This window comes from Pseudomonadota bacterium (assembly GCA_018817425.1).
Lineage (GTDB): Bacteria > Desulfobacterota > Desulfobacteria > Desulfobacterales > RPRI01 > RPRI01.
The window spans coordinates 12,679-34,302 of record JAHITX010000030.1 but is presented as its reverse complement, the minus strand read 5'-3'; the positions used below and the strand labels follow the sequence as shown (position 1 = coordinate 34,302).

General features: G+C 37.9%; 20 protein-coding genes and 1 pseudogene. 8 read left to right on the top strand and 13 right to left on the bottom strand.

Features of this window, described 5'->3' with window-relative positions:
- Nucleotides 1-15 precede the first annotated feature (15 nt).
- The 8 genes from tsaB (at nt 16) to KKC46_06375 (ending at nt 9,975) form a co-directional block, all read left to right on the top strand.
- Complete coding sequence (gene tsaB, locus KKC46_06410) at nt 16-702, top strand: tRNA (adenosine(37)-N6)-threonylcarbamoyltransferase complex dimerization subunit type 1 TsaB (protein MBU1053447.1); 687 nt, start codon at nt 16-18, stop codon at nt 700-702.
- 78 nt (nt 703-780) lie between these two features.
- Nucleotides 781-3,588, top strand: a complete 2,808-nt coding sequence (gene ileS / locus KKC46_06405; GenBank protein MBU1053446.1) for an isoleucine--tRNA ligase — start codon at nt 781-783, stop codon at nt 3,586-3,588.
- On the top strand, nt 3,578-4,078 hold the full coding sequence (gene lspA, locus KKC46_06400; GenBank protein MBU1053445.1) for a signal peptidase II: 501 nt from the start codon (nt 3,578-3,580) through the stop codon (nt 4,076-4,078). The genes ileS and lspA overlap by 11 nt, the downstream gene beginning before the upstream one ends.
- A gap of 236 nt (nt 4,079-4,314) precedes the next feature.
- Complete coding sequence (lgt, locus tag KKC46_06395) at nt 4,315-5,082, top strand: prolipoprotein diacylglyceryl transferase (protein MBU1053444.1); 768 nt, start codon at nt 4,315-4,317, stop codon at nt 5,080-5,082.
- A 161-nt stretch (nt 5,083-5,243) separates the two neighbouring features.
- On the top strand, nt 5,244-6,731 hold the full coding sequence (locus tag KKC46_06390; protein MBU1053443.1) for a hypothetical protein: 1,488 nt from the start codon (nt 5,244-5,246) through the stop codon (nt 6,729-6,731).
- A 32-nt stretch (nt 6,732-6,763) separates the two neighbouring features.
- A complete protein-coding gene (gene pyk, locus KKC46_06385; protein ID MBU1053442.1) occupies nt 6,764-8,167 on the top strand; it encodes a pyruvate kinase in 1,404 nt (467 codons plus the stop codon).
- 76 nt (nt 8,168-8,243) lie between these two features.
- On the top strand, nt 8,244-8,735 hold the full coding sequence (gene moaC, locus KKC46_06380) for a cyclic pyranopterin monophosphate synthase MoaC (GenBank protein ID MBU1053441.1): 492 nt from the start codon (nt 8,244-8,246) through the stop codon (nt 8,733-8,735).
- Between the two features lie 19 nt (nt 8,736-8,754).
- Nucleotides 8,755-9,975: an MltA domain-containing protein gene (locus KKC46_06375; protein MBU1053440.1), complete on the top strand. Its 1,221-nt coding sequence runs from the start codon at nt 8,755-8,757 to the stop codon at nt 9,973-9,975.
- Nucleotides 9,976-10,024: 49 nt separating this feature from the next.
- On the opposite strand, the gene KKC46_06370 is transcribed toward KKC46_06375, so the two are convergent.
- The 13 genes and pseudogenes from KKC46_06370 to KKC46_06310 form a co-directional block, all read right to left on the bottom strand.
- Nucleotides 10,025-10,519: a chromate resistance protein gene (locus tag KKC46_06370; protein MBU1053439.1), complete on the bottom strand. Its 495-nt coding sequence runs from the start codon at nt 10,517-10,519 to the stop codon at nt 10,025-10,027.
- A gap of 6 nt (nt 10,520-10,525) precedes the next feature.
- Nucleotides 10,526-11,242 (bottom strand): ABC transporter ATP-binding protein, encoded by a 717-nt coding sequence (locus tag KKC46_06365; GenBank protein MBU1053438.1) that lies wholly within the window; start codon nt 11,240-11,242, stop codon nt 10,526-10,528.
- On the bottom strand, nt 11,239-12,801 hold the full coding sequence (locus tag KKC46_06360; GenBank protein ID MBU1053437.1) for an iron ABC transporter permease: 1,563 nt from the start codon (nt 12,799-12,801) through the stop codon (nt 11,239-11,241). Before KKC46_06360 ends, KKC46_06365 begins: the two co-directional genes overlap by 4 nt.
- Nucleotides 12,802-12,806: 5 nt before the next feature.
- Nucleotides 12,807-13,820 carry an extracellular solute-binding protein gene (locus KKC46_06355; GenBank protein MBU1053436.1) on the bottom strand — a complete coding sequence of 338 codons (1,014 nt, stop codon included), beginning with the start codon at nt 13,818-13,820 and terminating at the stop codon, nt 12,807-12,809.
- 119 nt (nt 13,821-13,939) lie between these two features.
- Nucleotides 13,940-14,689, bottom strand: a complete 750-nt coding sequence (locus tag KKC46_06350) for a hypothetical protein (protein MBU1053435.1) — start codon at nt 14,687-14,689, stop codon at nt 13,940-13,942.
- A 109-nt stretch (nt 14,690-14,798) separates the two neighbouring features.
- The gene (locus KKC46_06345) at nt 14,799-15,818 is read right to left on the bottom strand and encodes a DUF1573 domain-containing protein (protein ID MBU1053434.1); all 1,020 of its coding nucleotides are present in this window, start codon (nt 15,816-15,818) and stop codon (nt 14,799-14,801) included.
- 103 nt (nt 15,819-15,921) lie between these two features.
- Entirely contained in the window at nt 15,922-17,088 is a 1,167-nt protein-coding gene (locus tag KKC46_06340) for a hypothetical protein (GenBank protein MBU1053433.1), read from the bottom strand.
- Between the two features lie 57 nt (nt 17,089-17,145).
- Nucleotides 17,146-17,506 (bottom strand): annotated as a pseudogene (locus KKC46_06335) (GxxExxY protein).
- A 36-nt stretch (nt 17,507-17,542) separates the two neighbouring features.
- Complete coding sequence (locus tag KKC46_06330) at nt 17,543-18,430, bottom strand: hypothetical protein (protein MBU1053432.1); 888 nt, start codon at nt 18,428-18,430, stop codon at nt 17,543-17,545.
- A gap of 111 nt (nt 18,431-18,541) precedes the next feature.
- A complete protein-coding gene (locus KKC46_06325; protein ID MBU1053431.1) occupies nt 18,542-19,006 on the bottom strand; it encodes a hypothetical protein in 465 nt (154 codons plus the stop codon).
- Between the two features lie 333 nt (nt 19,007-19,339).
- Entirely contained in the window at nt 19,340-19,855 is a 516-nt protein-coding gene (locus tag KKC46_06320; GenBank protein ID MBU1053430.1) for a hypothetical protein, read from the bottom strand.
- Nucleotide 19,856: 1 nt separating this feature from the next.
- On the bottom strand, nt 19,857-20,597 hold the full coding sequence (locus KKC46_06315) for an RHS repeat-associated core domain-containing protein (protein MBU1053429.1): 741 nt from the start codon (nt 20,595-20,597) through the stop codon (nt 19,857-19,859).
- A gap of 66 nt (nt 20,598-20,663) precedes the next feature.
- The gene (locus tag KKC46_06310) at nt 20,664-21,551 is read right to left on the bottom strand and encodes a hypothetical protein (GenBank protein ID MBU1053428.1); all 888 of its coding nucleotides are present in this window, start codon (nt 21,549-21,551) and stop codon (nt 20,664-20,666) included.
- Between the last annotated feature and the right edge of the window lie 73 nt (nt 21,552-21,624).

Sequence of the window (21,624 nt, the reverse complement as noted above, 5' to 3'; positions counted from 1 at the left end):
CGGCATTTGATTATTATGAAAATACTTGCTGTTGATACTGCTGCTAAAAGTTGCAGTGTGGCTATAGTTCATAATAAAAATCTTCTTGCAGAGCTTGTTAGTGAAGTGCGGGAGACTCATTCAAAACATCTTATGAGTATGATAAAAAAGATTTTTGAAACCTCCGGTTTAAATCCGCATGATCTGGATGGATTTTCCGTTACAAAAGGGCCGGGAAGTTTTACAGGCCTTCGTATAGGAATAAGTTCCGTAAAGGGTTTTGCCGAAGCAACAGGAAAACCTGTGGCCGGTATATCAACCCTTGATGCGCTTGCAGAACAATTACCTGAAACCCCTTATCTGATATGTGTTATGATAGATGCGCGAAAGGGTGAAGTTTATTCATCACGTTATAGATTTGTAGCTGGAATGGTTAAAAAACAAACACAGGAGAAAAATATTCTTCCGGAAAAAGCAATAGAAGATATTAATGAACCCTGCCTGTTTATTGGTGATGGCTCAAAACTTTACAGAGAAGTTATAGAAGAAAAGCTTGGTGGTTTGGTTCACTTTATATCTGATGAATTTAATGTTATTAAAGCTTCGACTGTTGCATTATTAGGAATTAAGAAGTTTTTGAATAATGATATTGAGGATGTCGCATCAATTGTTCCGTATTATATCAGAAGATCCGATATAAAAAAGCAAGAAGAACGATCTTAATTTCAATAACCTTGACAGACAAATGCTTTGTTAATACAAAACACAATTTTATTTATTATATGATTTTTGGAGGAGTTGATGGATTACAAGAAAACGCTTAATCTTCCCATTACAGGGTTTGCCATGAAAGCCGATCTGGCAAAGCGGGAACCTGTTTTATTAAAAGTATGGGAAGATATTAATTTATATAACAAGATACGAACTGCTTCAAATGATCGGGAATTTTTTATTCTCCATGACGGTCCTCCCTATGCAAACGGGAATATACATATCGGAACCGCATTAAACAAAATATTAAAGGATATTATAGTTCGAAGCAGGCAGATGGCAAATTTTAACGCTGTATATGTTCCGGGTTGGGACTGCCACGGGCTGCCTATAGAACATAATGTTGATAAGGAGCTTGGTTCTGAAGCCAAAAAACATTCCCAGGCCCAGATAAGAAAGCTTTGCAGGCGGTATGCAGAAAAATATGTTGACATACAGCGTGAAGAATTCAAAAGACTCGGAGTTTTAGCTGAGTGGGATAATCCGTATCTCACAATGGCCTATGAATACGAAGCTATCATTGCCAGAGAATGTATCAAATTCGCTTTGGAAGGAAGTCTTTTTCATAGCAAAAAGCCTATACACTGGTGCTGTAGCTGTAAAACAGCACTTGCGGAAGCTGAAATAGAATATGAGGATGCATCATCTCCGTCAGTATTTGTAAAATTTTTACTTTCAGATGATGTCTCAGAAGAAATTCCGGAGCTTTCAGGTAAAAAAACATATATAGTTATCTGGACAACAACTCCATGGACTATTCCTGCAAATCTTGCTGTGGCTTTGCATCCTGATTTCAAATATTCTGCGGTAGATGTGGGAAACAATGAAGTATTTATATTAGCTTCCGACCTTGCCCAAAAGTGCATGAAAATTTTTGATATTTCGGACTATTCGGTTCTTTGTGAAATAAGAGCACAGCTGCTTGAGAAAAAACATTGTTTACATCCTTTATATAACAGGGATTCACTTATAATACTTGGCAATCATGTTACGTTAGATGCCGGTACAGGTTGTGTCCATACGGCTCCAGGGCATGGACGGGAAGACTATGAAGTTGGTCTTCAGTATGGTCTTGATACCTATTCTCCTGTTAATGACAATGGCTGTTTTACAGATGATGTGGAATTTTTTAATGGTAAATTTGTTTTTAAGGCAAATGACGATATAGTTTTAAAACTTAAAGAATCAGGCTCTCTTGTTGCCGAAGAAAAAATCTCACATTCTTATCCCCATTGCTGGCGTTGTAAAAAGCCCGTTATTTTCAGGGCAACGCCTCAGTGGTTTATTTCCATGGATAAAACAGGTCTTCGAAAAAAAGCACTTGAAGAAATCGACAGGGTAAAATGGATGCCTGCCTGGGGAAGAGAAAGAATTTACGGAATGATTGAAAACAGACCGGACTGGTGTGTTTCAAGACAGCGTGCATGGGGTGTCCCAATAGCTGTTTTCTTCTGTGAAAAATGTAATGCTCTTCATATTAATCAAAAGATAGCTGATCATTTGTTTGAGCTTTTCAAAGAACACGGAGCAGATATATGGTTTGAAAAAGAAGCATCAGAACTTATTCCCGAGGGAAGTATTTGCAGTAAATGTGGAAGTGATACTTTCAGAAAGGAAACGGATATCCTTGATGTATGGTTTGATTCGGGGGTAAGCCATGCCGCAGTACTTGAACAGCGCCCGTATCTTAAGTGGCCTGCAGATCTGTATCTTGAAGGAAGCGATCAGCATAGAGGATGGTTTCACAGCTCTCTTCTAACTTCAGTTGGGACAAGAGAAAAGGCTCCTTACAAATCGGTTTTGACCCATGGATTTGTTGTTGATGCAAATGGCAAAAAGATGTCAAAATCTATTGGCAATGTAATTGCTCCCAAAAAGGTTATAGATAAATACGGAGCCGAAATCCTAAGGCTCTGGGTTTCCGCTTCCGATTACAGGGATGATATCCGGATTTCCGACAATATACTCAAACAATTAAGTGACGCCTACAGAAGAATCAGAAATACATGCAGGTTCATGCTGGGAAATTTATTTGATTTTGATTATGAAAAGGACAAAGTTGAATATGGTTTGATGCCTGAAATAGACAAGTATGCTCTTTTTAAACTTTGCGAACTGACAGAAAAGACAATTAAGGCTTATGATTCTTATGAATTTCATACAATATATCATAGCCTTTATAATTATTGCACAACAGATCTATCGGCTTTTTATCTCGATATTTTAAAAGACAGGCTTTATACTTCGTATTCTGAGTCCTTAGAGCGAAGAAGTGCACAAACCGTTATGTATTTAATACTTGATTCTATTACAAAAATTATGGCTCCGATTCTTCCCTTTACTTCAGAAGATATATGGAAAGCCATGCCTGCATATAAAGGTAAAGAAGAAAGCGTTCATCTTGCCCTTTTGCCTGCTGCTTCTGATGAATGGAAAGATAAAGCTCTTGGACAAAAATGGAAAAAAATAATCGAAGTTCGTACCGAGGTTACCAAGGTACTTGAAGAAGCAAGAGCTAAAAAAATAATCGGGCACTCGCTTAATGCTTCTGTTAAAATATCCGCAAAAGATGATTTGTTTGATCTTCTTGCCGAATATTTAGAAGAATTAAAAACTATTTTTATTACTTCGGATGTGACTTTGATTAAAAACGGGAAACACGAAGGTTCGACACAAAGCCATGAGATAGAAGGGCTATATATTTCAGCAGAACCGGCACCTGGAAAAAAGTGTGAAAGATGTTGGATTTACGATATGTCCGTAGGCTCAAACGCTGATGCACCAACTATTTGCAACAGATGCCAGGATGCACTTAAGCAAATAGTAAATGGCAAATAGTAAAGTGAAAATAAATAAATATATAAAACTTATAATTATAGCCGGAATAGTTCTCTTGCTTGATCAGGCTACAAAGATAATAGTATTAAAATATATGCCGCTTTATCATTCCATACCGGTTATTGACAGTTTTTTCAGCCTTACCCATATTCATAATCCTGGTGGAGCATTTGGATTTCTTTCAGACCAAAGCCCTGTTATCAGAAAACTGGTTTTTGTTGTTATTTCATTTCTTGCATTATGTCTTATTTTCTATTTTTATAAAGTTACGCCAAGAAATTATTCTATGCTTGCAACTGCTCTTGCCTTGATCTTTGGCGGAGCGTTGGGAAATTTGGTTGATAGAATACGTTTCGGGAAAGTTGTTGATTTTCTGGATTTCTATATAGGAAATTTACACTGGCCGGCATTTAATGTTGCAGACAGTGCTATTTCCATCGGGATGTGTATATTGTTGTTTCATATTCTGCTTAAAAAAATGCCAGACTGATGAGCCACTTTCAAAACGTTTCAGTTTGGCCAAGCTCAAGGCGGGAGAAAATTTCAACCACAGGAATACATTGAGTATTTCGAGGATTGAAATTTGAGCCCAACGCAGAGATCGGCCAAAATGGGGCGTTTTGAAACTGGCTCTGATTTAACACTGTTTTAGCTGCAACCGCATTTAGTATACGAACCGAAATAGAATATTGGAGATAATTCATATTCTATCCAAAAGGAGATTATATGCATCCTATTCTCTTAAAAATTGGGCCATTATCAATATATACTTATGGCTTTTTCATTGCATTGGGTTTTCTTGTGGGAATACTTTTTGCGACAAAAGAAGCAAAAAGACTTGGCGAAAACCCTGACATGATAATGGACCTTTGTTTTTATATTCTGGTTTCAGCAATTATTGGTTCGCGTCTGTTCTACGTTGCAACAAATCCGGGGCTGTTTCTTGATAATCCGGTTGAAATATTTAAGGTATGGAACGGTGGGCTTGTTTTTTACGGGGGCTTTATAGCAGCATTTATTACTGGAATTATCTATTTTAAAATAAAAAGAATTCCTGTAATGAAAACAACTGACATTCTGGCTCCTTCAATTGCTCTTGCGCATTTTTTCGGAAGAATAGGATGCTTTTTTGCGGGTTGCTGCTATGGGAAATACTGCGAATTACCCTGGGCAGTTACTTTTAACAATCCGGATTCTCTTGCCCCTATCGGTACGCCTCTTCATCCAACCCAGCTTTATTCAGCTTTGAATAATCTGATTATATTTTTGTTGCTGCTGTATATTCGCAGGCATAAAAAATTTAACGGTCAGGTATTTTGGATTTATGTTTTAGTTTATGGAATAACAAGATCTATTATAGAAGTATTCAGGGCCGATTTCAGAGGCGATTTTGTCTTTGGAATTCTTTCTGTTTCTCAGGCAGTGGGGATCTTGGCTGCGATAATATCAGCTATAATGCTTGTTGTCTTGGGTAACAAAGCGAAAAGTAAATAATTATAACAAAAAACGAAATATTATTTTGACAATTACTATAGGGTTCAAGGGGTCCAGGGTTCAAGGACTCGAGTGAAAAGGAAAGTATTTTATAACTTAAGAAAATAAACACTTGACCCCTTGGCCCCTCGAATCCCTGAACCCTTTATTTATTATATAAAATGCCTGAAATAGATTATAAAGAACTCAAAAATCATACCAAAGACGCAACTATAAGCGGCTTTTCCCCGGTATATCTTATCCATGGCGAAGAGCTGCTGTGTAAAACTGCACTCGAAGAGCTAATAAAAGCTTTACTGCCGGATTCTTCAGATTCTTCTTCGATAACTGAAAATCTTAATTTCGATATAATTGACGGGGTAAACGAAAACATATTTGATGCGGTCGAACGTGCTAACACTTTTTCTTTTATGCCGGGAAGAAAAGTAATTGCTTTTACTGACTCTAATTTATTTTATTCAAAAGAAACCAATGCGAGCCTTCTTGAAAAAGCAAAAGAATATTATGGAAAAAAGGACATGAAAAAAGCCTCTAAGGTTTTTACAAACGTAATGTCTCTGCTTGGGCTTTCTTTCGATGATGTGGATAAAGCAAACAGAAGCAAATCGCTTGGCATTGATGACGCCGGAGCAGACGATTCATGGTTCGATGATATTATTTCATATTGTCTTGGTAATAATGTAAGTGTTTCAGAATCGATAGACAGTACTTCTTTTTTTCTTAATGCTATTGGTAAGGGTTTTCCCCAAGAAAACCACATGGTAGTAACGGCACAGTTTGTTGATAAAAGATTAAGCCTTTATAAATCATTAAAAGAAAAAGGGGTGATAATCAATTGTCAGATTCCCAAAGGTGATTCCAGAAATGAAAAAAGTGCCAGGGAAATTATTATTCGTGAAAGGATTAATGAAGTACTGGTAAAAAGCGGCAAGACAATAGACAATGACGCATATCTTGCAATGTATGAAATGACAGGATTTGATCTGCGGACCTTGTTAAACAATGTTGAAAAGCTAATAAATTATACGGATAAGAGAAATAAAATAACTGCACGAGATGTAGAAGCGGTTTTGAAAAGAACAAAACTGGACCCAATTTATGAATTGACAAATGCCGTATCCGATAGAAATTTTACGGATTCTTTATTTTTCCTTGGTTCTCTTCTTTATTCCGGAATTCATCCTCTTCAGGCACTATCTGCAATAATAAACCAGATGAGAAAAATAATTTGTATTAAAGGATTTACAAAGAGTTCTTATGGCAAAGCCTGGGAAGCCGGGTTTCCATATCCCCGTTTTGTCTCGGTTACCTTGCCTGCTATAGAAAAGTATGAAGATGCATTTTTAAATCATATTGAATCCACGGATAGTTTTTTATCGGAAGACCAATATGCTGATACTGTAAATGAGCAAAAGAAAAAACACACAAAAAAGAAAAGCAAACCCGGCACCGATCTTTTGATTGCGAAAAATTCAAAAAGCCCTTATCCTTTATGGGGTTTGATTAAAAAATCGGAAAAATTCAGCATGGATGAGCTTCTTTTTGCATTTGAATACCTGAAAAACGCCGACTTGCACTTAAAATCATCCGGTCATAATCCTAAAACAGTACTTGAAAATGTTATATTGAGTATTTGCCGTCGATCTTAATATCAATAAATTGCAAAAAGGATATTATATACATGCCGAAAACAAAAATCGTATGCACAATAGGCCCATCCAGCGAGTCACCCGAAGTTTTAGAAAAACTTATTTTAAACGGGATGAATGTAGCCAGATTGAATTTTTCGCATGGCACTCATGAAGAACATCTTCAAAAGATGGCCGATATTCGGGCTATTTCAGACAAGCTTGGCGCGCATGTAGCTATTTTACAGGATCTTTGCGGCCCTAAAATCAGAGTGGGAAAAGTAAAAGAACCGGGTGTTCGTCTTGAGCCCGGCCAGACTTTTACACTTACAAGCAAAATTGTTGAGGGTAATTCCGAAAGGGTGTCCGTATCGTATCAGAGTCTTGCATCTGATGTTAAGCCGGGAGACAGGATACTGCTTGCAGACGGCATGCTGGAGCTTGTTGTAAAAAGGATACACCATATAGATATAATCTGTGAAGTCATAACCGGCGGAGTTCTTACTTCCAATAAGGGAATAAATCTTCCTACCGGCACTATAAAAACTGATGCACTGACTTATAAAGATCAAGGGGATCTTGTTTTCGGGCTTAAAAACAATGTAGATTATGTTGCTCTATCTTTTGTAAGAAGTGCAAAAGATATTATTTTTCTGAAAAATATAATTAAAAAAGCGCATAAAAATACTCCAGTTATAGCTAAAATAGAAAAACATGAGGCTCTTAACAATATAGAAGAAATCATGGATGTATCGGATGGAATAATGGTTGCGCGTGGTGACCTTGGTGTAGAGATACCTCTGGAAACTGTGCCGAATATTCAGAAAATGCTTGTTAAAAAAGCAAATGATATGGGCAAACCGGTTATTATAGCTACCCAGATGCTTCGCTCTATGGTCAATTCACCACGTCCCACAAGAGCTGAAGCCAATGATGTTGCAAATGCAGTATTAGATGGTGCTGATGCTATTATGCTTTCAGAGGAAACGGCAAGCGGTGACTACCCAGTTCAGGCGGTTCAGTACATGAGCAAGATAGCCGAAAGCGCCGAAGAAAATTATCCGCATGAAAAATACTTAAATCTTTTGCATAAAGCTGATGTTTCCGAATCGGTTGCGTATGCTTCATGCATTCTTGCAGATCATCTTGGTGTTAAGGCCATTGTTGCCACAACTCGTTCCGGTTCAACAGCCGCCCATATTTCACGGTTCAGGCCTAAACCCTTAATTATAGCTCTTTCTCCCGAAAAAACTACGGCAAGACGCCTTGCCCTATACTGGGGATGTTTGCCAAGTCTTGTAGCATATCCGGATGCTGATAGTTGCGGTAGTGAGAATACGGTTTTTTCGGTGCTTTCTTCAAATCGTGTATCAAAAGGAGATCTTGTTGTGATTACATCCGGTTCAAAAGAATATGTTGCAGGCACTACCAACATGATGAAAGTTATAAAGCTTTAGCGAATAAGAAAAAGATAGCTTATAAATTTACAAAGCTCATGAATTGTTAGCTGACAAAAGGAAAGGGGAAATCATAGTGTCTTCTTTTACTCATATTGATAAAAACGGCAATGTGCGCATGGTTGATGTTACAGAAAAAAAACCAACTCAAAGAAGTGCAATTGCTGGTGGTTTTGTTTCCATGAAAAAAGATACCTTGGCGATGATAATGAATCAAAAGGTTAAAAAAGGAAATGTCTTAGAAACAGCCAGGATTGCCGGAATAATGGCGGCCAAAAAAACATCGGAACTTATACCGATGTGCCATCCATTAAATTTAACGCATGTTGCTGTGGATTTTTATCCGGATGATGTTTCAAATACTATAAGAATAGAGGCTTCAGCTAAGATTTTCAGCCAGACAGGTATTGAAATGGAAGCTTTAACGGCTGTATCCGTTGCGGCTTTAACTATATATGATATGTGTAAATCCTATGACAGGGAAATGACTATTTCAGATATATGCCTTATTGAAAAACAAGGCGGCAAAAGCGGAAAATTCACGAGAGAAAAATATAGTTCTTCCTGACAAAAATTTGGATTTGATAATGCAAAAAAAAATAAAAAACATATTAGTTGCTTTCTTTCTGTTATCTGTTTTGATTTTGGGCTTTACAGGATGTGCTAAATTTATATTGGGCTCCAGAGTTGAAATGGAAGCAATGGTAAAACTATCTTCCTCAAAATATCCTGATTTTTGTGATGATTTAAATTATGAAAATCTGGATGAAAGCATAAAGCAAAGTCTTTCTTACCTTTTAAAAAGGCCTGCCGATAAAAAATTTAAATTTGCCAATGATATTTATACTACATCTCAAATGGTAGAATCTTTAGAAGCTTTTCAAAAGTTTATTATAAGCAGGCCATCAGCGGATGCCTTAAGAGATTATATTAAAACGAATTACTATGTTTATAAATCTACAGGAAACGATAAAAACGGAAGAGTTCTGTTTACAGGATATTATGAGCCTGAGCTTGAAGGAAGCCTTTTTAAAAATGACATATATAAATATCCGGTTTACGGGATGCCATCAGATCTTGTTACTATCAATCTTTCCTCATTTTCTTCAAAATATAAAGGAGAAAAAATTACAGGACGATATACAGGCCAAACGGTTGTGCCTTACTACGATCGTAAGCAAATCGAAACGGGAGCAATTGCTGAAAATGAAGCTATAGTTATTGCTTGGGTCAAAGATCCGGTCAGCCTTTTTTTTCTTCAGATACAAGGGTCGGGAAAGATTGATCTTGATAACGGAGAAATTTTAAATGTCCATTATCATGCTACAAATGGGCATCCATATAAAAGTATCGGAGCTTTATTGATTCAGCAGGATATTATACCGCGTTCGGAAATGTCTATGCAAAATATTCGTAAGTATTTATATTCCAATCCTGAAAAAATGCACGAAATTTTAAATCATAACCCAAGCTATGTTTTTTTTAAGACTGAACAAGCCGGGCCTTTTGGATATCTTGAAGTAAAACTTACGCCGCAAAGATCAGTAGCATTGGACAAAAGCATATTTCCATTATCAGGGTTAGTTTATGTAGAAACATTAAAACCTGATATAGATGAAAACGGAGAAATTATTGCCTGGTCAAATTATAATAAATTTGTATTAGCCCAGGATACGGGAGGTGCGATACGCGGGCCGGGCCGGGCGGATCTTTTTTGGGGTAACGGGAAATATGCCGAAATAGCAGCAGGGAACATGCAACATGAGGGGAGTTTTTATTTTCTTGTATTAAAACCGGCCAAAAAATAAGGCCAAAAAGATCTGTCGGCCGCTTAAGCAGCTTGGGAACCTATACTAATTACTCCTCATAAAGAGCATCGAAATAGCTGTTACATCTTTCAATAATTTCCTTACTGTCGTTTGCTTCCAAGATGATCCTGTTTACGGTGTCCTTTACTGAAATGGTCTCGTTCATGACTTTTCTCTCCCATGTGTTTACCTCAATATCATGTATGATTTTACCTATATGAACAGCTTTTGCATTTTTTATATTATAATGCAGCAACAGGCTTTCAAACGTAGACATGTTAAAGTATCGCCTAAATTTGGCTTCCGGAGTATCAAATAATATACCTTCTTTTATTGTTTCACCCTTTGGAAAAAATTTTATCTCGGCATTCTTGTCAATAAAGCGCTTTATGAGCCAGATTGATGCGCACTTATCTACCTCAAAACCTTCACATGTAGAAAATACCAGGTGTTTTTGACCGGCTGAGGCATGAGAGCAGGAAACAAAAATGATAAAGACAAACAAAGAAATAAATATTGAATAAATTAATTTGGATTTTTTCATAGTCATTTAAAGCTTTAGGAATCGACGGACAAATTCATCCATAGGATTGCCAAGTACTTCATCCTTAGTTCCCACCTGTTTTAGTTCCCCTCTGTTCATAATTGCAATTCGATCAGCCATTACAATTACCTCCTCAATATTATGTGTTACATATATAATACCCATTCCCAGCCTGTTCTTGAGTCCGATAATAAAATCCTGCAATTCTTCTTTCAACACAGGGTCAAGATTGCTGAAGGGCTCATCCATAAGCAAATACAAAGGATCTGAGGCAATTGCTCTTGCAATTGCAAGGCGCTGTCTCTCCCCCCCTGAGAGTTGATGAGGGTATCGATTATTGTAATTATTTAGATTAACGTTTTTTAGAATTTGATCCGTCTCGTGTTGCATGGCTTCTTTAGACAATTTCTTAGCCTTGAGAACAAATCCAATATGCGCTTTGACAGACATATGGGGCCAGAGAGCAAGATCCTGAAACACCATAGACAACTTTCTCTTGTGAGGCGGAATAAACCCATACTGCGTGCCGACCGTAGCATTATCAATTAATATATTTCCATCGTCAGGGTGCTCCAGACCGGCAATAAGCCTTAAAAGGCTTGTCTTGCCGCATCCTGAAGGTCCGACTAATGCCAGAATTTCGTTAGGTGAAACCTCAAGCGTTACACCCTTTAGTGCTTTTGTTCCTCCATATCTTTTCGTAAGGTTAGTTATTGATATCATTTTATTTCTGCAATCCTAAACATTTTTTTATGGAATATCAGAAAAACACCTGAAATGGCAAGTATCAAGGTTACAAGTATCAGGCACAACGCTGCCACCATTTGATCTGCACCATAATGCATCAAATTATAAGCCTTTATCGGGATTGTTTCTCTTCCGGGCGGAATGATTAAAAGCGTTGTTCCCAGCTCACCGAAAGAAAGAACGAATACTATAAAAAAAACAGCAAACAAGTTATGTCGTAGCAAAGGGATAACAATCTTTCGAATCATATTTGACCAGTATGATCCAGCCAAAAACGCCGCTTCTTCCAGCCGTCTATCAACTTGTTTCAGACCCGAGCCAAGCACGATTACCGAGTATGGGATGAAACGTGCAATATAACCCAAAACGATAATAATAGAACTGCTGTAGACCAGATCCGCCACGGGCCTATTCCAAACGCCTATCAGACCAATACCCAAGGTCGTTGCCGGTATGGAAAGAGGCAGAAATGTCGCCCATGATAAAAAGACCATTGGCCGACCTTTCAACCTGTCTATCAGATAAGCCAATGAAAATCCCAGAAACATTGTAAGCACAGCCCCGCAAAATGCGAGTATTACACTGTAGCAGATCTGATCCGAGGATGTGCTCAAAACTCTTATGTAAGTATCAAGCCCCCCCGCAGTTTTTATCAAAACAGCTACTGGAACGATGACGGAAAAACAAAGTATTGCTATACAAAAAATCAAGGCAACAATATTAAATACACCAAGTTTATATTTTGAATATTTTTTAATACCTGCAGATATTTGGATATATGACCGGTCTTTCATGTAAAACTTTTGCAGGGCAATTAAAACAAAAGTCACTCCAATCAGAGGCAGAGACAATAAAGTTGCAGCCTTTTCGTTATAAAAAGCACTGAACTGGATAAAAATCTCAAGCGGATATACTTTCACTCTTAAGATATCAGGGACGCTAACATTTATAACGGAAAACACAAAAACAAATATTGCCCCTGAAATTATATGGGGTGTAATAAGAGGTATTGTAATTTTGTAGAAGGTTTGGAACCTGTTGTGGGATAAAAAAGATGCCTCCTCCAGGTTCCTGTCAATTGACTTTAAGCCTGCAATGGTCATTATTGTGACAAAGGGGAAATAGGAAAGAGTAAGGACTAAAATCGCCCCCGCCAAACTGTGTATATCAAAAAAAAAATTATGCTCAATAAATGGGCCCATATGGGTCCATACAATTGCATGGATATAGGGAGGAATCAGGACAGGAATAAAATACGCAACTCCTATCACTCTTTTGCCCCAAAGATCTGTTCTGCTTATCAGTGACGCAAGAGGCACTCCAACAATAATGCTCAATAAGGCAGCTCCCCCGGCCAATTCAAGGCTGTTTTTGGCAAGGCCAATGTGACGGCTGTCAAACACTGCGAATAATTCGCCAAATTGCTCGGCGGTATCCGCCCGAAACGGCATAAGCAACATATAGAATATGGGTAATAGGACTACTGCACCAAACAGGAAAACAATAGTAAAGGAAAAACCGCGTGGAGGATTCATTTGGATTATCTTATAAACAGGCTTTGACAAAACCCGGCTGATTTTTCCATATTCCCTTCAACTTCATAATAATCCACTTCCATGGCCTTTATGGATGTAAATTCCGGCACATGACCCGGTTTTTTTACATTGTCCCTGAGAGGCATCTGCGCGGATTCGCAAAAGGAGAGTTTGCTTTCCACTTCCCTGCTGAGCAGATAATCAATGAGCTTCTTTCCCTCTTCAGGATTCGGACCGTTTTTGATAAGCGCAACCGTGTTAGGAATCAATAGAGTTCCAATTCCGTCATGGTCTGGATATAACATTTTCACCGGTTTGCCGGATTGAACGGCAACATTCACGTCATCAGTATCGGTGAAAGCAATGGGAAGCTTACCCTCAACAACAATATCTCTTGCAGTGGAATTCCCGTTTACAATTACAACATCGTTTGCCCTTAGCGCTTTTAAATAACCTTCAGTCTTTTCCTGTCCCAGTAAGCAATACATAGCCGCCATGTGAGTGGCTGTTGTGCCAAAAAGCGGATATGCAAGAGCAACCTTTCCTTTCCATTTGGCTTCCGTCAGTTCAAAAATAGATTTGGGCAGATCTTCTTGCTTTAAAAGGTTTGTATTGTAAACAAGCACCCGGGCACGGGCTGCAAAACCTGTCCAGAAACCGTCCTTGTCTTTAAACAGCTCAGGAATATCTTTAGCGGAAGGAGATCGATAGACGGCCAGAATCCCCTTTTGTTTCAAAGTAATGGTCCTGCCGATCTCAGAATTCCAGAACACATCGCATTTTGGGCGGTCTTTTTCTGCTATCAGTCTGTTTACAAGCCCTGTCGTTTTTGCCGCTTCAACATCAAATACTGCCTTGACCCTGACTCCGGTCTTTTTCTCATAATCTTTAAAAACAGGGTCAGAATATATCTGGTCCAAAGAAGTATAAATCACCACTTCTTGTTGCTTATCTTTTGAGCAACCAAATATCAGACAGATAATCAATATGGCCAATAAAATATTAACGGTTTTTCTCATTTTGAAATCCTTATATCGTATTGTTTCTATGAAAAAGAATATTCACCACGAAGGGCACGAAGAGTCACGAAGAAGTTTAATTAAATAGAAACCTTCGTGGTTAAGAAATACTAAGTTTGTTAAAATTCAAACATGACACCACCCGAACCTTCAAAATACGGTCTGTTCTCCTTAACACTTCTCAGGCTTCGTCCTGCGGCAAAATACACCTTTGCATTTTTTAAAAAATTATACTTAAAACCAAGTCTGAAATTCGTCTCATCAATTTTAGATGAATGAATATATTTTATCGTATAAACTTCGCTCAAGAGTTTGAGTCTATCCGTCAATTTATAGAATACATCAACTCCGAACCTGTATTTTTCCGTGTCGTAATCTTTATCAAAATAGTATTTAAGTTGCGTAATGCACAAAATCTTTCCAAAATGTTTCTGCATCGCCAATCCTGGAGCCCAAATTCTATCATCCCATTCGAGAGAGTCTTTGCCACTATCAGTTGGCACTTCCAACTGGAGAGTTGCGGCTATTGCCGGATATATCTTTTCTTCTTCTTTTATGAGATATTTCGGCTGAATGGCAACAAAATCAATACCTCTGATTTTATGGCCATCCTCGTCTTCTATGGCATAAGCACTTTCAATGCCGACTTCCAGCCTGGGTAAAAGCCCGTATATTATTTCAATTGTTGGTACACTGTAGATCTTGGCGTCTTTTGTATGCTTGTAGTTAAAAGTACCCCAGGCCTCCCAAGTTTTGTAAGGAATAACTTCAGCATTTCCGATAACAACCGGTGGACCAGCCACAACAATTTGAGGACAACACACAAACAAGATTAGCAGTAATATAAAGATAAAATGCGCTTTTTTCATTTTCCCTTCCGCTTTTGTTAATTGTTTCACCACGAAGAGCACGAAGGGGCACGAAGTTTTTTTATTTTTTATATTTCTTCGCTTTCTTCGTGACCTTCGTGGTGATTTATTATTGAGCTTTCACAACCCCATAAACGGGTACATGAATCACATTCTGATCCGGATCATCAGTATAAATGCTCAGTTGTGAAGACACATTCCCCGCAGGGCTTATTTTGTCAACTTTACCCTTTATCTCAAAAGCACTCCTCTTTTTGCCCAAAGGAGTATCAAAATGCAGAAACGGCAGATCACATTCAATCTTTACAATTTGAAACGTTGTTCCATCACTGGCAGAAACGGAAATAGCTTTGGAAAACTTATCCCCTTTCCCAACACTGCCAAATGACAACGCGCCCGGCTCGACCCTGATACGTCCCAAAATATTGGCCCAGACAGCAACATCAATCCGGGGTCTTTTTTTCAGGTTTGTATGGATAGTAATCACATCATTAAGTCTTCCCACCGGAACATCAGGTTTTAAAGTGACATGGATATTAAATCCCCGGCTGTTGTCTTCTGTAAATGGAGACGTTTCCACCTCAAAATACCTCTTGTCGGCATCGACTTTTTCCAAAACCAGCTTCTGACTTGACAGCTGCAGGAGTCTCACACTGCCGATAGCGGTTTTTCCCCTTTCCACATCACCGAAATTGATTCCCTGTGGAACTACCGCCACATCTCTTTTTATTACTCCCTTAATGATCAATTCAATCTCAGGCGCTTCAGGATCATTTGAATAAACAGTAATATGCTTTTCCTGTTCCCCTTCATACCGTCTGGTTTCAAACACAGCCCTGATCTCTCCAATTCCATCTGACGGGATCACTTTTTCTGAAACAACCGCTGCTGTACACCCGCAATCAGTACTCACCTTATTGATGGTGAGTGGCAAGATCCCTTCATTTGTAAAAATAAAAGAATGTGAGATGCTCTCTTCCGGCCCGGCAATTCCAAAGTCATATTCGAGTTCTTCAAATACTATTTTGGGCTCCGGTGCTTTTTCCAGTGTTACCTTTTCCAGAGAAGCACAGGAAGTAAATAATGTCACACAACATACCAATAATAAAAATAATCTAAAAGATTTCATATGAAATAGCCTCAATATTATTACACCACGAAGAGCACGAAGAACTCGAAGGAGTATAAATATATCTTCGTGTTTCTTCGTGTACTTCGTGGTTTCCAATTCATTATTTCACTACTTTCACTTTCTTACTTATCATCCCGATCTGGTCTTTGAAACTCGATATATTCACAGTAAGCAAATGCTCACCTTCCTCGACATTTGAAAGGTCCCACACCCAGTTAAAAGGCGTATAGCCTGTTTCGTCCTCGGCATAAAACTTGTGATCGAGGAAAAAACATATCTCAAACTGAAAATTCTGAAATATGATCTTGTCTTTTTCATCAAGCATAACCTTTACCATTGTTTTCCCCTGGATTACTGGAATGCCATTGCCCTCCGTGCCTTTTACATTTGCAAATTCCACTTTGATTTCCGGGCAATAGTCGATTGTTCTAAGGATATTATAGTGATGAGAGCGGCGTAGAACCGAAGTAGGCCGTACAGGCTTTTGTAACCTTTTTTCAACTACATTATTTTTGTATTCAAGAAAATCAATTTTTTTGTTTCCATAAGCAATAACCGAATTGTCCGGCAATGAAAAATAGGTGACAATCATCTTGAATTTGGGATTATTGTAAATATCTAACAGATTGTCTTTATCTTGACCGTTCCAATACTCTGTTATGGCACCCTTTACTCTGGGTTTCCAGTCCACCAACTGGTTCATCAGGGGGCCGCCCTGTATTCCCATTCGTATCATGACACGCCCCATCTCCGGCATTGAATAATTTATGTTATACTGCTGTGGATCAATATGCGCAGTGGTAATATCATGCTCTTCTCCTCCGGAAAAAGTAGTGGGATCATAGATTTCCTCTTTGCCGGATTCATCTTTTGCAGTAATTGTAAAGAAATATGCCTCATCCGGAACAATATTACCTGCTATATCCGTTCCATTCCAAATAACTGTATTTACTCCTGGCTGCATCTCCTTATTCTCTTCAATTGTATTGATAAGATCACTGTCGGGATCATATACATGAACCGTTACCCTCGCTGGTTTTGAAAGGGAAAATGAAAGAGCTATTTCTTCTTTTTGGGAAGGATTGAAAGATGTTTTGGAAATGGTGACTTCTTTCAGCAAATTACCGAATAATGGTTTGATATCTTTTTTAACAGGCATTATCGATAATTCAGGTAGTGGTGGTGGTTCATCCATTTGGGTAACCGGCTTTGTTGCACAGGAACAAGTGAAAACCAGGGCCAGTAAAATCAGGCAAGCTTTTTTCATTACATCTCCTTATGGCTTGTGTTTTTCACCACGAAGGGCACGAAGAACACGAAGAAATTATAAAACAAATCGTTTAATTCCACTTTTTAGATATCTTACATTGAAATTCATTAACAAACCAATCTTCACGCCCGACAATTTCATATACGTCAATATTTGGGCCTCGTGAATCGGCAGTATCTTTTAATCCAACTATAATATTATCTTCTACCAGGATGTCGATTCGGTATCCGCAGTCGAGCCTGATGCTTTTATAATCAACGGGAAGCGGATGCTGTAATTTGAAGGGAATGCCTGCCGTTTTCAATTCATGGGCAAGGCATTGTTCATAAGTGGATTCAAGCAAACCCGGACCTAAATGACGATGAACTTCCAGAGCACATCCGATTACCTTGTTAGACAATTCATCAAACTCCATTCTTCGTGCCCTTCGTGGTGTAATCTTTTCTTTTGTTCATTTGCGGTTCCACGCAACATCTTTACATTCCACACCCTTTTCCCCGAACGGCCTCAACCGCCTCAACTTACCGCTTCCCATATCCTTTATCCATATTTCCATTATCCCCGACCGTGTCGATACAAACGCTAATTTCTTGCCATCCGTTGACCATGAAGGGCTTATATCAAGGCCACTATAGGTTGTTATCTGCTTTAGTTTCCGGTCATCAAGAGAAAGTACCCAAATATCATAATTTCCGCTTTTATCTGAAGAAAATACAACCTGCTTACCATCTGAAGACCATGCAGGTTCCTGGCACAGGGAATTTGTCATCAATAGTTGTCTTGAAAAATTTCCTCTTGGATCGACAATCCAGAGTTCTTGTATGATCCTGCCGCAGGCGGATGAACAGTGAATGTTTGCATAAACCAACCGGCTGCCGTCAGGCGACCATGCCGGCCACATCTGAATTGCATACTGATCAAGAACTCTTTCGGTTTGCTTTGTCTCAAGGTTATAGATGAGAAGATCCGTGTCATCTCCCTCTTCGGGAGCTCTGAACCGGGCAAATGCTATTTCTTTGTTATCCGGTGAAAAGGATGGAGTTATCTTTGGGTATTTTTTTTCGGAAACGGCTATTTGGTGAGTTTCTTTTGTTTGTACATCAATAAGATTTAAGTTTCCATCACTTGTGGCGTAAACAATTTTTTTGCCGTCAAAAGACCATGATGGAGTCTTTTCATCATATTGGGTTTCGGTCAAACGGACCAAATTACTTCCGTCATCATTAACTGTAAATAAGTCCCAGTTACCGCCGATGCTTGCCACAAATGCGATATCACAGTTTCCGGTAGTGGCAAAAAACATTATACATATCGCAACTATTATAGAGGAGCTTTTCATTTATTAGTTCATTTTTATTTTTACACTACGAAGAGCACGAAGTGTGCGAAGGGGACAATAAAATCTTCGTGTTTCTTCGTGTACTTCGTGGTTATCAATCTGCGGTTTCAATTATGGTAATGGCGGCGGTTCTTGATTTATTATCGACTCCTTAACCGCCTGATGCTCATCCATAAGTGCTTTAAGCTGATCGGATAAATCATCTATTTGCTGTTTAACGTCTGGATTGTTTTCTAAATATGCTTTTACCGCAGTTTCGTTTTTACCCATATACAGCACATATTCCTGCGCTGTAGTGCCGAATGAACTATAACGGGCTTCTTTTTCCTGATCGAATTGAGCTCTTATTATTGCTTCTTGTTGGGCAAGAGCTGTCGGATCGTCTCTGAATTGGTTTGCGAGGGAAATTAATGCCTGGTAATTTGAAATCTGTTGTTGCATTTCAGCTATGGTAAGTTGACAATAGGAGTTAGTTGAAATTTCGGCTATACTAAATTGAGGCATAGAGATTAGCACTAAGATTGATATTAAAAATGACAACTTAATTTTCACTTTACTTGTTTGTAATATATTCATGAATGCCTCCATAATTAATGACTGTTAATGTATATTAAGTAATCGAAATAATCTCAAATCCAAAGCAACTAAAAATTTATCGAATAGTTCTTTATTGTAGATCATTGGCATCACAAAACTGGCCCGGAAACCTAATATCATTTTCAAAAGTTGTAATATTTGTCTCTATCTTTCCGAAACTTGTATACTTCCCTGACCAAAAACAATAGATCCGGTTGTATCTTTGTATCTACTATGGCATGCAGAACTCCTATGATACAAAAACAGGGTACAGTTAATATAAATATCAAGAACTAAGAGCGGAATTGTCCCCTATTTATTTTAAGAGATCAGCTAATGGTCAAACGTAGATTTGACCTCATTTATTTTTTCTGTTCCTTCACGGTTTGTTCTTTTGAACTCGTTATTTTTTTTATCATATTGATATATCAAAGAAATCAGGCGAGTTGGTCCTACATTCAAGAGTTGCTCATTGTATGAGCCTTTTGCATATTTATTGCCTACTTCATAAAGATCAATTTTGATTTCTTCAAATTTATCCCAAACAACATTCGCTCTTACTGAAGCGCAAGTAAATCTATAGTCATCGTCCAGAAATATGTTATTATTTTGATCGTGAATTTTGATTTTCACAACCTTCTCTGACTTATAAGTGATTGGACTATTATCTGATGACACAATTACCAATGTGATATATTGCCAATCATTCTCATGTGGCTTGCTTTCAGGAGGAAAAGAAAAATGCTGGGTAGTATATTCCGAACCAGTGCAAGAGATCGCAAAGAGAAGCATTATCAATGCCCCTATCAATGCTCTTTCTAACGATACATTAGCCTTATCAGACCACATCTTAATAGCCTCCAAAGAGCCGATAAAGATTTTCGGGATTATTGAGTTGACTTAATTGCCGCATAAAATTATTAAAACTATTTCTTATGTTGTCATCAATGTCTATTCTTCCATTTGGCGCACCTGGATATTGTACTCCTGCTTGATTGAAAGCATTCTTAAGATCTGAGTGGCAATCGTTGACCCAAGGAAACCACAACCAGTTATTCCATCCGTTTGCTGCATCAATTCTATCCATGAAATCGTTTTCTGACATACCTGGTGGCAAAGTAACCACATAATAGGGACTTGTTAGGTCACTAACACCATTTCCAAGGGTAGCCCCGGAGGAGCCGTTGGTGCCTTTCCCACGACCTGTCTCAGTTGAATATACAAAAGCATGATTCAAACCAGAGACGTCAAAAGCATTCGAAGAATAAACTCTTATTTCCAAACCAAACGGATCAATAAAATTCACCGGGTTATTTAGGACATAAATAAAAAGGTTCACGCCACCGCTTTGCCCTATTGGATCTGCCGTCAAATACCTCCCAGTACCCGGATCATAATACCTGTGGTAATTATAATGCAGCCCGGTTTCACTGTCAAAGTATTGTCCCGGAAACCTAATATCATTTTCAAAAGTTATAATATTTGCCTCTACCTCCCCAAAACTTGTATACTTCCCTGACCAAACAATAAATCCGTTTGTATGTTTGTATCTACTTTGGCATGCAGATATGATACAAAAACAGGATAGCAGTTAATATAAAATATCAAGAGCTAAGAGCGGGCGACCCCTATTAAATTATTTTGTTCAAGAGATCAGCTAATGGTCAAACGTAGATTTGACCTCATTTCCCCCTTGAATAATCAAAAAACAAGCACCACTTGGTGTTATCTTTCCCAACTCAATTACACTTTTAATTTCCTCTGAATTTATGGCATAAATATATATATATGACTTAGGTTTTCCCCAAAAGGTTTCTTTATATGTATAAAAACATATAAAACTTCCGTTTTGAGACCAGGTTATGGGAGACCAGATAGATCCAACAAGCTTTAGCTTCTTACCATTTAAAAAAACATGATCATTCTCTTCTTTTTTATCAAACTTACTATAGAATATATTATTAGAATCTTTAGATCTATAAGTGATATAGTTACTATTTGCATACCAAGATGCTAACTCTCCATTTGCTATTGTAGTAATATTGCCGGTTTCTAATTCTACATAAGCCACTGCGCCTTTTGCTGTATCAAAAAGGATTTTTTTCCCATCTGCGGACCAAGAGGGAAATGATCTTGCATCATTATTAACTATCTTCGAGACAATTACGTTTTCGTGTCTTGTATAGACATCAATTAAATGGAGAAAACCTTCTCCTTCATTATTCGTATAAATAAAAGCAATTTTCGACCCATCTGGCGACAATGCTGGATTTAGGCATAAAGCTCTATATTCTCCCAATATTGTTATATCACTTTCCTCCTCCAAATCCCTAATGCATAAACGACTGTATATATGTTCATCAAAACGATATTCAATAAATGCTAATTGACTATAATCTTTTGCAAGTGATATCCCATTAATCGAAAGTACACTATCACCATGGCGATAAATAATGTTAGGAATCTTTTCATTACTTGATACTTTGTAGATATCTCTTCCAGAGCAAAATAGAACATTAAATTTTAACGATTTCGAATCATCCACGCAATATCCAACTTTATTTACAATCATTAAAAAAAAGATAAAAGTGAATAATAAAAAAGTAATTATAAAATTA